At 65.5% G+C, this 14,574-nt stretch carries 18 protein-coding genes; all 18 read left to right on the forward strand.

Annotated features, from left to right (window positions below; all coding sequences use genetic code 11):
• Positions 1–369, forward strand: a 369-nt coding sequence (locus GXY33_02735; protein ID NLX04041.1) for a hypothetical protein, incomplete at its 5' end; no start/stop codon positions are given.
• 26 nt (positions 370–395) lie between these two features.
• Complete coding sequence (locus tag GXY33_02740; GenBank protein ID NLX04042.1) at positions 396–1,154, forward strand: methyltransferase domain-containing protein; 759 nt, start codon at positions 396–398, stop codon at positions 1,152–1,154.
• A gap of 33 nt (positions 1,155–1,187) precedes the next feature.
• Complete coding sequence (locus GXY33_02745; protein ID NLX04043.1) at positions 1,188–2,048, forward strand: methyltransferase domain-containing protein; 861 nt, start codon at positions 1,188–1,190, stop codon at positions 2,046–2,048.
• Positions 2,049–2,093: 45 nt separating this feature from the next.
• On the forward strand, positions 2,094–2,885 hold the full coding sequence (locus GXY33_02750; GenBank protein ID NLX04044.1) for a class I SAM-dependent methyltransferase: 792 nt from the start codon (positions 2,094–2,096) through the stop codon (positions 2,883–2,885).
• Between the two features lie 2 nt (positions 2,886–2,887).
• Positions 2,888–3,760 carry a class I SAM-dependent methyltransferase gene (locus tag GXY33_02755; protein NLX04045.1) on the forward strand — a complete coding sequence of 291 codons (873 nt, stop codon included), beginning with the start codon at positions 2,888–2,890 and terminating at the stop codon, positions 3,758–3,760.
• Between the two features lie 93 nt (positions 3,761–3,853).
• Positions 3,854–4,054, forward strand: a complete 201-nt coding sequence (locus GXY33_02760; GenBank protein NLX04046.1) for a GNAT family N-acetyltransferase — start codon at positions 3,854–3,856, stop codon at positions 4,052–4,054.
• Positions 4,055–4,121: 67 nt separating this feature from the next.
• Positions 4,122–4,817 (forward strand): class I SAM-dependent methyltransferase, encoded by a 696-nt coding sequence (locus GXY33_02765; protein ID NLX04047.1) that lies wholly within the window; start codon positions 4,122–4,124, stop codon positions 4,815–4,817.
• Between the two features lie 543 nt (positions 4,818–5,360).
• Positions 5,361–5,906 (forward strand): GNAT family N-acetyltransferase, encoded by a 546-nt coding sequence (locus GXY33_02770; GenBank protein NLX04048.1) that lies wholly within the window; start codon positions 5,361–5,363, stop codon positions 5,904–5,906.
• Entirely contained in the window at positions 5,896–6,957 is a 1,062-nt protein-coding gene (locus GXY33_02775) for a GNAT family N-acetyltransferase (GenBank protein ID NLX04049.1), read from the forward strand. Before GXY33_02770 ends, GXY33_02775 begins: the two co-directional genes overlap by 11 nt.
• A gap of 56 nt (positions 6,958–7,013) precedes the next feature.
• Positions 7,014–7,793 (forward strand): class I SAM-dependent methyltransferase, encoded by a 780-nt coding sequence (locus GXY33_02780; protein NLX04050.1) that lies wholly within the window; start codon positions 7,014–7,016, stop codon positions 7,791–7,793.
• Positions 7,794–7,854: 61 nt separating this feature from the next.
• Positions 7,855–8,361: an HIT family protein gene (locus GXY33_02785; GenBank protein ID NLX04051.1), complete on the forward strand. Its 507-nt coding sequence runs from the start codon at positions 7,855–7,857 to the stop codon at positions 8,359–8,361.
• Positions 8,362–8,430: 69 nt separating this feature from the next.
• Positions 8,431–9,198: an HAD family hydrolase gene (locus GXY33_02790; protein NLX04052.1), complete on the forward strand. Its 768-nt coding sequence runs from the start codon at positions 8,431–8,433 to the stop codon at positions 9,196–9,198.
• An 81-nt stretch (positions 9,199–9,279) separates the two neighbouring features.
• The gene (locus tag GXY33_02795; GenBank protein ID NLX04053.1) at positions 9,280–10,053 is read left to right on the forward strand and encodes a class I SAM-dependent methyltransferase; all 774 of its coding nucleotides are present in this window, start codon (positions 9,280–9,282) and stop codon (positions 10,051–10,053) included.
• 36 nt (positions 10,054–10,089) lie between these two features.
• Entirely contained in the window at positions 10,090–10,929 is an 840-nt protein-coding gene (gene aac(3), locus GXY33_02800) for an aminoglycoside 3-N-acetyltransferase (protein ID NLX04054.1), read from the forward strand.
• Between the two features lie 70 nt (positions 10,930–10,999).
• Positions 11,000–12,046 carry a phosphoribosylformylglycinamidine cyclo-ligase gene (locus tag GXY33_02805; protein ID NLX04055.1) on the forward strand — a complete coding sequence of 349 codons (1,047 nt, stop codon included), beginning with the start codon at positions 11,000–11,002 and terminating at the stop codon, positions 12,044–12,046.
• Between the two features lie 12 nt (positions 12,047–12,058).
• Positions 12,059–12,838 carry a GNAT family N-acetyltransferase gene (locus tag GXY33_02810; protein ID NLX04056.1) on the forward strand — a complete coding sequence of 260 codons (780 nt, stop codon included), beginning with the start codon at positions 12,059–12,061 and terminating at the stop codon, positions 12,836–12,838.
• Positions 12,835–13,764, forward strand: coding sequence for a phosphotransferase (locus GXY33_02815; GenBank protein NLX04057.1), 930 nt, complete (start codon positions 12,835–12,837; stop codon positions 13,762–13,764). Before GXY33_02810 ends, GXY33_02815 begins: the two co-directional genes overlap by 4 nt.
• Positions 13,765–13,794: 30 nt before the next feature.
• Complete coding sequence (locus GXY33_02820; protein ID NLX04058.1) at positions 13,795–14,517, forward strand: HAD family hydrolase; 723 nt, start codon at positions 13,795–13,797, stop codon at positions 14,515–14,517.
• The last annotated feature ends 57 nt before the right edge of the window (positions 14,518–14,574 follow it).

A 14,574-nucleotide genomic window follows, 5' to 3' on the forward strand; every position in this document is an offset into this window, starting at 1 on the left:
CGCGGCATGCGATCGGTCCTCAAGCCGGGCGGTATGCTGATCCTGGACACGCGAAACTGGGAGAAGTACCGTAAGGACCGGGTGCGGTTCGAGAGCTTCTCCTCGCCGCGCGTCCGTGACGGGATTCGCTGTATCGTGTTGTACGTGCGAACGACGCCGGAGAGTTGGTCCGACCCGCACCTGACCGAGGTCGTGTTCATACTGGAACAGGACGGCCGCGTCTCCCAGCGGAGCTATCCGATCGTCTACTGGCCGTTTCGGTACGCGGACCTGATCGCGAGAATCCGCGCCGCCGGATTCGACGCCGTAGAGAGCGACCATAGCGAGAACCAGGACGGCTACGTCGTGGAGGCCCGGGCACATCCGTAGCAACAGCGAACCATTGGAGTACCGTGATGAATCAAGAGAACGTGTGGCATGAAGATGATGAGTTCTGGGACTTGTTCGCCGCGTCGATGTTCACGCCCAGGAAATGGGAGGAGGCGGTCGAGGAGGTCGATCACCTCGCCAGACTCCTGGACCTCGCGCCGGGCGCCGCGGTCTGCGACCTGGCTTGCGGGCCCGGACGCCACAGCATCGCCCTGGCGCGGAGAGGCTACGCGACCACCGGCGTCGACCGGACCGCATCGTACCTCGCCGCCGCCGGCGACAAGGCTCAGGCTGAGGGTCTGCACGTCGAGTTCGTCCAGGCCGACATGCGGACCTTCCGCCGGCCCGAGGCGTTCGACGCCGTGATCAACATGCTCACCGCGTTCGGCTATTTCGAGGATCCCGACGACGACCGCCGGGTGGCGGAAAACGTCCACCGCTCGCTGCGGCCGGGCGGGGCGTTCCTGCTCGACGTGGCGGGCAAGGAGTGGGTGGCCCGCATCTTTCAGCCGCGCGACTGGTCGCGCCTCGACGACGGCACGATCTTTCTGGCTGAGCGGAAGGTCCTGAAGAACTGGTCGTGGATGTGGAACCGCTGGATGCTGTTCAAGGACGGGCGGTGGTTCGAGAAGGAGCTCTCGCACCGGATTTACTCAGCCGTTGAGCTCGAGACGCTGCTCCGCCAGGCGGGTTTCGCTCGCGTGGACATCTACGGCCACATCAGCGGCGAACCCTACGACCACCAGGCCAAACGCCTGATCGCGGTGGCGAGAAAGGCTTCCTGAACGGCCAAAAGGCAAGCGAAGGTGGAGTCCGTCATGACAATCGATTTCGAATGCGAAAAAACCTGGTGGGACGCCAAGGCGTCCCGGGAGGAAAACGACACCGGCGCCGAGCCGATCAACCGGGCCCTGCGCTGGCGTGAGATCGAGCGCCGTCTGGACGGCGTCCGGACGATCCTCGACGGCGGCGGCGGAACCGGACGGTTCTCGATCCCGCTGGCCAAGCGCGGGTACGCGGTGACGCACCTGGACCTTTCGCCCGCGATGCTCGATTTGGCGCGGACCAAGGCCGAGGGTCTGAGCAACATCGCGTTCGTCGAAGGCAACGCCGCCGACCTGTCGCGCTATGCCGACCGGTCGTTCGATCTGGTGCTGGCCACCGACGGAGCCGTCTCGTTCTGCGGGCCGGAGGCTCAGAACGCTTTGGGCGAATGTGCCCGCGTGACCGGCGGCACGCTGATCGCGACGGTCTTCCACCGGGCCAAGCTGATCGCCCAGTGGGTTGACTGCAGCGTCCAGGCGACCGGCCGGCTGTTGCCCGCCGTCTACGCGATGGCCGACCGCGGCGAGTGGCGGCAGGACCAGTTCGCCGAGAACGGTCTGCTGACCACGAAGAACACTCACGGCCGAATGGCCCCGATCAAGGCGTTCCTGCCGGATGAGTTGCGGACGGTTCTGGAGCAGGCGGGCTTGGAGGTGGTGCGAGTCGGTGGACTCGGCTCGCTGACGCATCTGTGCGAGAAGGAAACGATCGAACGCGTCTTGCGCGACGAAGCTCTGCTGGCTGAGTTCATCGAGCTCTGCGACCGCTACGACCATGAGGTCCTTCCCGACGGTCCGGGGGTTCGCGAGCGGTGCGGCCTGATCGCTGTGGCCAAGCGACCGGCACGGGTCTGATGAAAACCGTGGAGCACAATGATGTTGTTGGATAGCATACAAGTTGTGGAAAAGACATACGGCACCCCTGAACTGGAATGGAATCGTCTGGAGCGCCGGCGGATGGAGTACGCGGTGACGCTGCGGGCGCTGGAGGAGCATCTTCCCGCCGCGCCGGCCGACGTGGTCGATATCGGCGGCGGGCCGGGACGGTACGCGATCGAGTTGGCGCGGCGCGGGTACCGGGTGACGCTGGCCGACCTGTCCAAGCCGTCTGTGGACTTTGCCCGGCGCAAGGCGATTGAGGTCGGCGCGCCACTGGCGGATTGCGTGAAGGCCAACGCGATCGATATGCCGTGCTTTGCGTTGGAGAGTTTCGACGCGGTGCTGCTGATGGGGCCGCTGTACCACCTGATCGACCCGGGCCATCGGCTGCGGGCGGTCAGGGAGGCCTACCGGATCGTCAAGCACGGCGGCGTGATCGTGGCGGCGTTTCTTGGTCCGTACCGCGCCCACATCAACGCAGTTGCCAATACCCCGCGGTACATCGTGGATGATCGCAATGAGTCCGAGATGATCCTGAGTACCGGCATACACCGGGTGAAGAACCCCGGCACGGGCTTTCCCGATGCCTGGTTCGCCCATCCGAGCCAGATCGAGCCGTTGATGGCCGAGGGCGGCTTCAGACAGGTCGCTCTGCTCAGTTGCGAGGGACTGACGACCGAAAGGGACGACCAGTTCAACCTTCTCGACCCGGCGGTCTGGCAGGCCTGGGTCGAGCTGAACTACCGCGTCGGACACGATCCGGCTTTGCACGGAGCGGCCCAGCATCTGCTCTACGTGGGCGGAAAGGAATGACCATGACACGCACAACCGACACGCAACACCTTTCGGTGCTGGAGAACTACTGGAACGGCCGGGCCGATCGCGAAGCCGGGCGCGAAGGGGTCGATCCGCGCAAGCGGGTCCACACCGACCTGCTGTGGCGGGAGATCTGGCGGTGCGTCGGCGGGCGCGAGCGGCTGACCATCCTCGATGCCGGCGGCGGGACCGGGCGGTTCTCGATCGGCCTGGCCGAGGCTGGGCACCACGTGGTGCACCTGGACATCTCGGGCAAGATGCTCACCGAGGCCCGACGGCGCAGCCGCCACGTCCAGACCATGCGGTTCGTTCAGGGCAGCATCACGAGTCTGGGCGTGTTCGAGGACAACGCCTTCGACATGGTGCTGTGCCTCGACGCGCCGCTGTCGTTCTGCCACGATCGCTACGAGCAGGCCCTGGGCGAACTGGTCCGCGTGTGCCGCTCGACGCTCGTACTCAACGTGTTCAGCCGCCTGGCCATCGTGCCGCTGGGCGTGCCGTTCGACGTGAAGCACTACCGGCGGCTCAACACCGTCCATCAGGTTTTCGATACCGGCACGCTTGAAGTCACCGAAGAGTTGCGGCGTCTTCAGCCGAGCATCATGCCGAGCTGGCACGCGTTCATGCCGGACGAGCTGGCTGCGATGCTCGAAGACGAGGGCTGCCGGCCGGTCCGCGCCTCAGCCCCCGGAGCACTGGCGTGCCTGGTCGAGCCGGAGACGCTGCGGGAGATCCTCGACGAGCCGGACCTCTACGAGGAGTACCTGGAGTTCGAGGAGCGTTACGACGCCAGCCCGTTCGTGCGGGGCATCGCGTGTCCCGGCGGCAGCGGCCTGCTCGTGACGGCTCAGAAAGCAAACGGAACCCGCTGACGCTTTGGTCCGCGCGTCGGCGTCATGCGACAGAGATATCGCCATGAACATTATGGAGATGACCATCGACGACTACGACGAGACGATCGCCCTGTGGCGGGCGGCGTCGGGCGCGGGCTGGTCGAGACGGCTTTGTCCGCCCTGCGTGAGACCGGCATCGGCAAGTGCCACATCATGGTGTTCGCGGACAATCGCGCCGGCAGCGCGTTCTGGCGGCGCATCGGCTGGTCGCTTCGCGACGACCTGCGTTTCATGTCGAAGATGATCGAGGAACCGATGCTCGGTCTGGCGTAGGGCGGGTGGTTCTGCGGCAACGCCGCAGGTTCACCCGCCACGAGAAAGCAAAGCAAGGAGAACGATTATGATACAGCAACCCGCGTGGCAGTTTGATGAGTTGAGTCAGGTTGGGGTCGATTATGCCGATCCGGCCGAGGTGGCGGCGTATGAGGAGCGGCATCGGCGATTTCGCGATCTGGACGGCGAAAACCGCCGGTTGATCGAGCGGCTCGGATTGAGCGGGCAAGAGACGCTGATCGATATCGGGTCGGGCACCGGGCTGTTCATCCTGGCGGCGGCGCCGCACTGCGCGAAGATTCACGCGGTGGATGTTTCGGAGGCGATGCTGGCGTTCGCGCAGGGGCGGGCGAAGGCGGCTGGGGTCGGCAACATCGCGTTTCATCGCGGCGGGTTCCTGACCTACGAGCATGCGGGCGAGCCGGCGGATGTGATTGTGACGGCAGCGGCATTGCACCACCTGCCGGACTTCTGGAAGCAGGTGGGCTTGAACCGGTTGGCCGCGATGCTGAAGCCCGGCGGGCGGCTGTACGTCAAGGACGTGGTCTGGTCGTTCGACCCGGCTGGATACCGAGCGTTTTTTGACGGCTGGCTCGCCGATACGCCGGCGGTGCGGGACCAGGCGCTGGTGCACGCCCGCCAGGAATTCAGCACGACGGCGTGGATCATGGAAGGCCTACTCGAACGGGCGGGGCTGACGATCGAGAGCGTCGAGCACCACGGTGGCTTCATGGCGGAGTACTTCTGTCGACGGCGGGAGTAGCGACCCGCCGCTGCGGGTCGGCTGGACACGGTAGTTGGCATCGTGCGACTTCCCTTTGTGGAGGGCACGGAACAGGCGGAGCACGCGGAAAGCGCGGTTTGGAGAGGCGGGCTTTGGAGAGACCGTGGAGGCCTGTTGGCCGGCGCGGGTTGGTTGTACGTTTTGTACAATTGGCGCGGTCTTGTACAAAACCGCGGTTGCGGTGTAAACTTCGGCGGCGGCGTGGGATGCGCGGGTTTTGTACAAATCGTAAGATTTGTCGCGGCCCGCCTCGTTCCCGCCGGAGCGTCAAGCGGGTCAGAAGATCGGAGGCGTATTGAGTTGTCAAGCGTCACTGGTCGACGCACGGGGGAGCGGAGGCTTCGCCCGCACAATAAAGATACCACATGAATTTGGGAGCTCGGAACACGGGTTTTTGGGCCGGCAACAGGATCGCATAGGGATTTCCATAGAGACTTGCGAGACCAATGCGGAATGAATGGAGAGTCCGCCGAGGGCGGCGGACCCACATGGAGCCGCCGACAAGACAGGAGAAAGGCGATGGTGGAGTTGCGGACTGAACGGCTGGTGCTTCGCGAGTGGCGTGAGGGCGATTTCGGGGCGGTGCATGCGTACGCTACGGACCCGCAGACCGTGCGTTTCATGGCGTTCGGGCCGAATACGGAGGAGCAGACGCGGGAGTTTCTGGTTCGTCAGATCGAACGGCAGGGTCAGGATCCGCGGACGGACTACGGGCTGGCGATGACGCTGCGGGAAGGCGGCCGGCTGATCGGCGGCTGCGGGATCTATCTGCGCGAGCGGGAGGGGGCGTCGATGGGGTACATGCTTCGCCGCGACTGCTGGAATCGCGGGTACGCCACCGAGGCGGCCAGGGCGCTGCTGGGTTTGGGGTTTGAGCAGCTTGGACTGCACCGCATCATCGCCAAGTGCGACACCGGGAACGGAGCGTCGGCGCGGGTGATGGAGAAGATCGGCATGCGGCGTGAGGGGCACTTCCGGCAGTCCGATCTGGTGCGCGGCGAATGGCGCGACGAGTATCTCTATGCGATGCTCGAGTCCGAGTGGCGGGAGAAGCACGATGGCCAATGAGAATCTGCAGCTCGTCGAGCTTTCGGTTAGGCACCGGGACGCGTTGCTGGCGATGGTCAAGGAATATCACGACCAGGGTGATCCGCGGCACGGCGGGGTTTTGGAGGACGTTGACGCATACATCCGGCGGCAGCAGGACAACTCCGCTGGGCGGACTCTCGACGAAGGCATCGTGCCGCAGACGACGTACGTTCTGGTCAGCGACGGGGCGCTATTGGGCACGGCGCGGCTGCGGCACGCGCTGGTTGAAAGCCTGAAGATCGAAGACGGCCACATCGGCTACGACATCCGGCCGTCGCAGCGGCGAAAGGGGTACGGGACGGCCATTCTCCGTCTGGTCCTGGCGGAGGCCCGCAAGCTCGGCCTGGACCGCGTGCTGGTGACCTGCGACATCGACAACGTCGGTTCGGGCAAGATCATCCGCGCCAACGGCGGCGTGTTCGACCGCGAGACCATCTCGCCGCGCTCCGGCAAGCGGGTCTCGCTGTATTGGATCGACCTGTCCGCGCGGGTTGCCGAGGGCGAGATCATCATCCGCGACGCGACGCTGGAGGACATTCCGGGCATGGTCGCCGTGCGGATCGCCACGTGGCGGACGACTTACGTCGGGATCGTACCGGACCACGTGCTGGACGAGCAGTCGCAGGAGAAGATCGAGGCCCGGTGGCGGCAGTGGCATCTGGAGATGAAGCCGGATGACGTGACGCTGGTGGCGGAGGATAACGGGACGGTCGTCGGTTTCGCCAAGGGCGGGGCCCACTGGGGTGACGTGCCCGGTTACGACGGGCGGCTCGGCGGGTTGTACATTCTCAAGTCGCACCAGCGTCGCGGGTTGGGCCGGCGGCTGGTGGCGGCGTTTGCCAAGCGGCTTGCCGCCCGCGGCTGTCGTTCGCTGGCGATCTGGGTGTTGGCCCGGAATCCGTCGCGCGGCTTTTACGAGCGTCTCGGCGGGACGCCGGTTGCGGAGCAGCCGATCGATATCGGCGGTGTGGCATTGCCCGAGGTGGCCTACGGCTGGCCGGATATTTCGGTGCTGTTCCAGGCGAAGTGAGCGTCCCAGCCGCGCGAGCTCAGCCGAACCTGTTCGTATTGGGAGACAATTGAGCGATGAAAGAAGCCTTCGTGGTAAACGCTCCGGTCGGCTTCGACTGGCGCGGTTGGATCGAGCGCTGGGACCGCATGCAGGAGCGGTACATTCCGTTTCGCGGCGAGCGGATGACGTTGATGGTGGAGTTGATCCGCCGGACGCAGGAGACGCCGAAGCGGGTGGTCGATCTGGGGTGCGGACCGGGTTCGCTGATGCACGCGATTCTTGAAGCGCTGCCGGACACCCAGGTGATCGGCGTCGACTTCGATCCGACTCTGCTGGGCCTGGCCCGCAAGCGATTGGAGGCGTTCGGGCAACGGGTCGCACTGCTGCAGGCCGATTTGAGGAGTCCGCATTGGTCTGACCGGATCGACGGGCCGTGCGGGGCCGTGGTCTCGGCCACCTCGCTTCACTGGCTCAGCGAATCGCAGTTGGCTTCGTTGTACGGGCGGATCGGCCGGCTGCTTATTCCGGGCGGCATTTTTCTGAACGCCGATCACGTCGGCAGCGTCATCCCAGCCGTTCAGCGGTTCTGGGGCGACCGGCGGTCCGCGATGCTCGACCGGGCCGATCCGAACGTCGACGACTGGAAGGGATTCTGGCGGCGCGTCGGCGAGGCGCTCGGCCTTGACACCGACGCTCTTCACCGCGAGATTATTGGCGATTGGTCCGGCGTCGAGGAAGGCCTGCCGCTTTCGTGGCATTTCGAACGGCTTGGCGAGTCCGGATTCGGCGCGGTCGACTGTTTCTGGCGGTCGGGCGGCGACGCGATTTACGGCGGCCTGCGCGGCGATGGGTAGGGCGGGTGGTTCTCGCCGGAGGCGAGGTTCACCCGCCGTTTGACTTGTTGAGGAATCGAACATGGTCTTCGTTCCCGACCGGCAGTACATCGTTTACGAGACCGCGCATTGGCGGGTGAATCATCGGGTGGATACGGCGTATCCCGGCTACCTGATGGCGGCGCCGCGCGATCCGCGGGCTGGGAGTCTGCCGGACCTGGGGCCGGATGCGCTGTCGGAGCTTGGGCCGCTGCTGGCGTGGATCAGCCGCGTCATCGAGACCACGCTGCAGCCCCGACACCTCTATCTCGGCCGGTTCGGCCATCAGAGCGGCCATAACCTGCACTTTCACATCATTCCCATCTACGACTGGACGATCCGGCTTTACCATTCAGACCCGCGATACCGGATGCTCAAGCAGTTCTATCGCGACGCTGACGGCGACGACAGCCCGGACGGAGCCGACCTGACGCTGTTTGTGTGGCGGGAGTGCTGCGAAGGCGGGAAACCGCTGCCGCCCGAAGCGCCGTCGGTGGCTCGGACGGTTGAAACTCTCAGAGAGGCCTTCGCTGCGGAGCGCCGGGCTTGAAAACAACCTGACGGGTCGTTATGTTGTCGTGACGGGCTGAATCGACCGACGACTTTTGCGCGAGGCGAGATGATCAAGGGCGTTTTTTTTGATTTGTACGGCACGTTGCTGGTGATGGACAACCCGGCTGAGGGGTGGGAACGGTGGCTCGATCGGCTGTATGACCAGGCGCGGCGGTGCGGATACCGCCGATCCCGCGACGAACTTGCGCAGCGGTGCGAGGGTCTGTTCACGCGGCCGGAGCCGGCGGCGAACGACGGGTTGACCATCTACGAGTCGCGCATCGCAGCGTTGTACGGCGAGCTGGGCCTGCGCCCGGCGCCGGATGACGTGCGGGCCGCGGCTGAGGCCACGGTCAACGCGTGGAACGATCGGTTGCGGCTCGATGAGGATACGCGCGAGGTGCTTTCGCGGCTTGGCGAGCGCCGCCGGTTGGCGTTGATTACCAATTTCGATCATCCGCCGTTTATCCCGACGGTTTTGGCGCGGATGGGCCTCGACGGGTTCTTCGAGCACGTGACGATCTCGGGGCAGGTGGGCGTCAAGAAGCCCGATCCGCGGATTTTCGCTCCGGCGCTTGGCGCGACGGGGCTTTCGCCGGACGAGGTGGTCTACGTCGGCGACAGCGTCGAGGACGTGGAAGGGGCGGTGGCGGCGGGGATTGCGCCGATCCGGATCGAGCGCGGCGGCGTGGACCGCAGCGGGGTGATCCGCGACTACCGGCCGGACCGGACGGCCCAGCAGCTCGCCGACGAATACGCGACCGATCAGCCGGCCCGGACGATCGCGAGTTTGAGCGAGTTGGTAAGCGTCGTTGATGAACTGCGTATCAAATGATCGGTGTTCTGACGATCCGGACGCTACTCGCGACAGAATGGTGCGTCGGGACGACGCACCCTACAATCGTGGAGGCCTGTCATGGCCGATGGGAATCTCAAGCGTTACGAGCTGTTCGGCTGGGACTATCCGCTGGTCAACGCTTTGAGCGATCAGGAGGTCGGTTGGTATCGCGGTTACGCCGAGCGGACGGGCGGGCCGGTTTTGGGGCTGGCGTGCGGGACGGGGCGGTTGTTGTGCCGTCTGGCAGAGGCGGGTTTCGAGGCGGTCGGGCTCGATATCACGGAGCGGATGCTCGATCTGGCCCGCGGGTTCGCAGCCGAACTGGACGAGGCCGCGCGGAAGCGAATGACGCTGATCCGCGGCGACATGGCTGAGTTCGATCTGGGCCGGCAGTTCGGCCTGATCACCGTCGCCGACAATTCGTTTCGCGAACTGGCGACGCGCGAGCAGCACCTCGCATGCCTCCGCTGCGTGCGGCGGCACCTTCGCGATGACGGCATCTTCTTGATGACCGAACGGCGGTTTCAGGCGCATCTGTATCCGGGCGGCCGGCGCGAGTTCGGCTGGAGCGAGCCGACGGTCGATCCGCGCAGCGGGTGCCTGGTCTCGCGGCGGGGCGAGTTGCGTCTCGTAAAGGATGGCACGTGGATATCCGGCGCGTTCCACTATAGAATAACCGCATCCGACGGATCGGAGCGGATCGAGCGTTGCCCGATCGAGAGTCCGATCCTTTTGGTCGAGGATTACCATCGGCTTTTCTCCGAGGCGGGTTTGTCGGCGGAGTTGCACGTCGGCTACGAGCATCGTTCGGACGACGGCCAGGATCCGATCCTCTGTTTTGTCGCCAGGTAGCCTCCGGTACGAACGACGCCGTTACGAGGACAGCTCATGTCTCAGCCTGCGGGGAACATCGAACCGCCCGCGGTTACGCACAGCCGGTTGGTTAAGGACCTGAGCGCGCTGGGCGTGGCTCGCGGGCAGCTTGTCATGCTCCACGCTTCAGTGAAGTCCATCGGTTGGGTCGTCGGCGGCCCTGATGTGGTCCTTTCGGCCCTGTTCGAGGTTCTGGGTCCCGAGGGCACGCTGATGATGGTGGTCGGCTGGGAAGACAGCACCTACGAGATGGATGAGTGGCCCGCTGAGAAGCGACAGGCCTATCACGACGAGTGCCCTGCGTTCGATCCCTCGCGGTCGCGGGCGTGTCGCAACATGAGCATCCTGACCGAGTATCTGCGCACGTGGCCGGGGGCCCGTCGCAGCGGACATCCCGACTGTTCGTACGCCGCGGTCGGTCCGCTGGCCGAGTGGATCGTCCGCGATCATCCGCTGCAGTACGGTCACGGCGTTGGTTCTCCACTGGCCAAGCTGTGCGAGGCCGGCGGTTCGGTGCTGCTGCTCGGCTCGCCGCTGGTTCACGTCACGTTGCTGCATTACGCTGAGTGCCTGGCCGACGTTCCCGGCAAGCGGGTGGTCCGGTATCGAGCGCCCGTTCTTCGCGACGGCCGCCGCGTGTGGGTTGAACTGGAGGAGTACGACACCTGCAACGGCATCGTCGGTTCCTCGGACCAGTACTTCCCGGCCATCATGGAGGCCTACCTCACCGTCGGACACGGCCGATCCGGACTGGTCGGCCACGGCCGATCTTATCTCTTTCATGCTCCACACCTGACACGTTTTGCCGTAGAATGGATGGAACGGCACCTGCGGGGAAAAGCTCCCGCGGTGTAGGACGGGCGGTCGCGCCGCCCGAAACAGACAAAATCACAACGGTGGGCTGTGCCCACGTACAGGTGAAACCATGACCGAACAATTCTCATACGAAAAGGCCGGGGTCAGCATCGAAACGGCGGATGCGGCGAAGCGGCGGATGGCGGCGAGCATGCAGTCGGCCGATCCGCGGGTGCTGAATCGGCTCGGACCGTTCGCGTCGCTGTTCGCAGCGGATTTTCCCGAGTGCCGCGAGCCGGTGCTCGTGTTGAAGATGGAGGAGCCGGGCTCGAAGCAGAAGCTCGCGTTCCAGCACGGCCGCGTGCGGTCGATCGCGTACGACCTGATCCATCACCTGATCGACGATATCATCGTGATGGGGGCGGCGCCGCTGGCGGTGCTCGACACGATCATCTGCGGCAAGCTCGAACCGCGGCAGGTGACCGACATGGTCGACGCGATGGCTGAGGCGTGCCGGTTGCAGGGCTGCAGCCTCGTGGGCGGCGAGACGTCGGAGCAGCCGGGCGTGATCGACGCGGGCCTCTATGTGCTGGCGGCGGCGATCGTGGGCGTGGTGGATCGCTCTAGAATCATCGACGGCTCGAAGATCGCCGAGGGCGATACCGTCATGGCCGTGGCGTCCAACGGCCTGCACACCAACGGCTATTCGCTGGTCCGGGCGCTGCTGGCCAAGGATCATCACCTGGCCGAGCGGCGGGTCGGCGACGAGAGTTTTCTCGACGCGATCCTGCGGCCGCACACCTGCTACTATCAGCCGTTCCGGGGCCTGTTCGGCAACGACGGCCTGCACGGCCTCGCCCACATCACCGGCGGCGGGATCGAGGGGAATCTCAACCGCGTCATGCCCGACGGGCTCGGCGCGCGGATCGACCTGGGACAGATCCGCATCCTCGACGTGTTCAAGGTCATTCGCGAAGCCGGCGCGGTGAGCGACGCCGACATGCGGCGGACGTTCAACCTCGGCGTCGGCATGACGATGGTCGTCGCGCCCGACGCCGTCGAGTCGATCCGCTGGCACCTGGAAGGCTTTGACCTGGCGGCGTATCCGATCGGTCGGATCGAACGGCGCGAGGCGAAGGTCGTTTTTGACGGAGCGCTCAACTGGCAGCGTCCGTGAGGAAGAGGCGCGATGCCGGCCGACGCGGTTGGGATTCTCGATGCCTTCTTCTCCCGATATCTCGGCTGCGATCTTGGCGGCACTGCATCCGGCGAGACGTGTATCGTCGCCTCGCCGCGGCGATTTGCCGCTGAGGTTGGTTACGGGCCGATCTTCGCGATCTGGATCCTGATGACCCGCGGACGCTGTGGGGCCTCACTCCAACAGCCGCTGGCCGCCGAGGCGAAGCGCATTCTGGGCGATGACGGTGTGGGTTCGACTCTCGATCGCGAATGCCGGTCCGCGCTGACCGAACTGGTCTGCCGGGCCGTCGGTCGCAGGGACGTCACCGCGGTCAGCGGGCCGATCCTTTTCTGCACGCGCGAGTCGCTACGTCCGCAATCGCTCCACCCATGCCGGCGGGTCGGACCCGGCGACGTGCCCGCACTGGTCCGCGCCGGTCTGCACAACGACTCGCTGGCCGAGGCCATCGACGCCGGTTTCTGTTTCGCTGCGTGGTCCGGCGGCGAGGTTGCGTGTGTCGCCGCGACCAATCCCATCGACGCCGTTCGCGCCGCCGACGGCGTCGCGGATATCGGGATTAACACCGCAGCCGCCCACCGCCGCCAAGGTTTTGGCAAGACCGCGCTGTCGGCCCTCACCGCCGCGCTGCTCGAAGCCGGCTGCGTTCCCGTGTACGCCGCCTCGGACCACAACGAGCCTTCCATCCGCACCGCGACGTCGGTAGGATACGTCCAGTACGCGTGGCAGTTCAGGGTTCAAGTCGCTCGTCAGGGTGGTTGCCGATCATGACGCCCGATCCGTCGCCGCATATCGACCGCGAAACCGCCACCGCGATCGTTCGCGATCACGTCGATCGCGGGCTTGGCGTGGTGGACATCCGCCCGCTGCACGGCGGCATGATCAACCGCGTCGAGCAGTGGTTCACCGACGGCGAACCGGCGAGCCTCGTGGCCAAGATCACAGAGGAGTCCGACCATCGGGACTTTCGCGATGAGGCGGCGGCGCTGGCGTGGTATCGCCGCAACACGCAGTTCCCGGTTCCCGCACCGTACGCCTGCGTATCGGATGAACGGTATTTCCGCGGCACGGTGCTGCTGATGGAGACGCTGGCCGGGCGGCACCTGGGCGAGGCGCGGCTCAGCGCCGAAGGCATGCGTCGCGTCCAACTCCAGCTTGCCGGGCACGTGGCCGATCTGCATCGGCACAAACAGCCGACCTACGGCAGCGCTCTGTCCAATGCGCCCGGCTTTACGAGTTGGCTCGACTGTTTCGGCCCGATGATCGAGAGGAACCTGCACCGCGCGGCGCCGCGTCTGGACGACCGCACGCGGCAAATCGCCGGGCGGCTGATCCGCGAGCTGGACGGCTGGCTGCCGGAGTTCGGCGCTCCGACGCTCGTGCACGGCGACCTGTGGTCGGCCAACATCATGGTCGACGACGCCGATCCGGATCAGCCGACGATCACGGGCTTTATCGACGGCACAGCCGCGTTCTGCGAGGTCGAGTCCGAACTGGCGTACCTGCTGGTGTTCCAGACCGCCGACGAGACGTTCTTTCGCGAGTACCGTCGCCGCCATCCGATTCGCGAGGGTTTCGACCGCCGCTGCCGCGTCTACTGGCTCAACACGATGCTGATCCACGTGTGGCTCTTCGGCGACTCGTACCTGCCGCGGTGCCGGCGGTTCGCCCGGGAAATCGAGCGGCTGTCCTCCTAGAATTGACAAAACCGTCATGGGAACCGAGTTTTGAGCGAGATCAAGGGCATTACGTTCGATTTCTATTACACGCTGGCCCACTACTGGTCCGGCCGGAACCGCGGCGCCCGCTGGCAGGAGCACCTGGCCACCCACAAGCTCGCCGCCGACCCGTGGCACGACGAGATGCTCTACCGCGTCTTCCACTTCTACGCCGACGTCTACCATCCCAGCATGGCCGACGACCAGAAGCGGTTCTTCTGGAAGGAATTCACCCGCCGGCTCTTCGCCGCCTGCCGGGTCCGGGTCCAGACGCCTTCCGAGTTCCTTCGCCACGTCGAGCCCGTCCGCGAGATATTCGGTTCGTCCTGCCTGGCCCTCTATGAGGAGGCGCCGGGCGTCCTGGAGGAACTGGCCGACCGCGGCTACCGGATGGCGATCATCTCGAACTGGCACCGCGGGTTGTCCTACTTCTGCCAGGAGCTGGGCATCCTGGACTACTTCGACGCGGTCGTCGCCTCGGACGAGGTCGGCGCGGTCAAGCCGGACCGGCGCATCTTCGACGAGGCCAGCAAGCGTCTGAGCCTGCGGCCCGAACAGATCGTCCACGTCGGCGATAACCACGTGGACGACCTGCAGGGGGCTGAGGCGGCTGGGTTCGCCGCCGTCCTGCTGGTCCGCGAGCATCATCCCAATTTCGGGCGGATCAAGGCGTGCAAAAACCTCATCGAGTTTCAGGAGACCCTTGACAGCCGGCCGCCGGCTGGTAAGTAATGACCAACGCGATCGGACGGACCGGCCGTCCCCGCCAACGTGATCCGAAACCGAGGC

Source organism: Phycisphaerae bacterium (assembly GCA_012729815.1).
Classification (GTDB): domain Bacteria; phylum Planctomycetota; class Phycisphaerae; order JAAYCJ01; family JAAYCJ01; genus JAAYCJ01.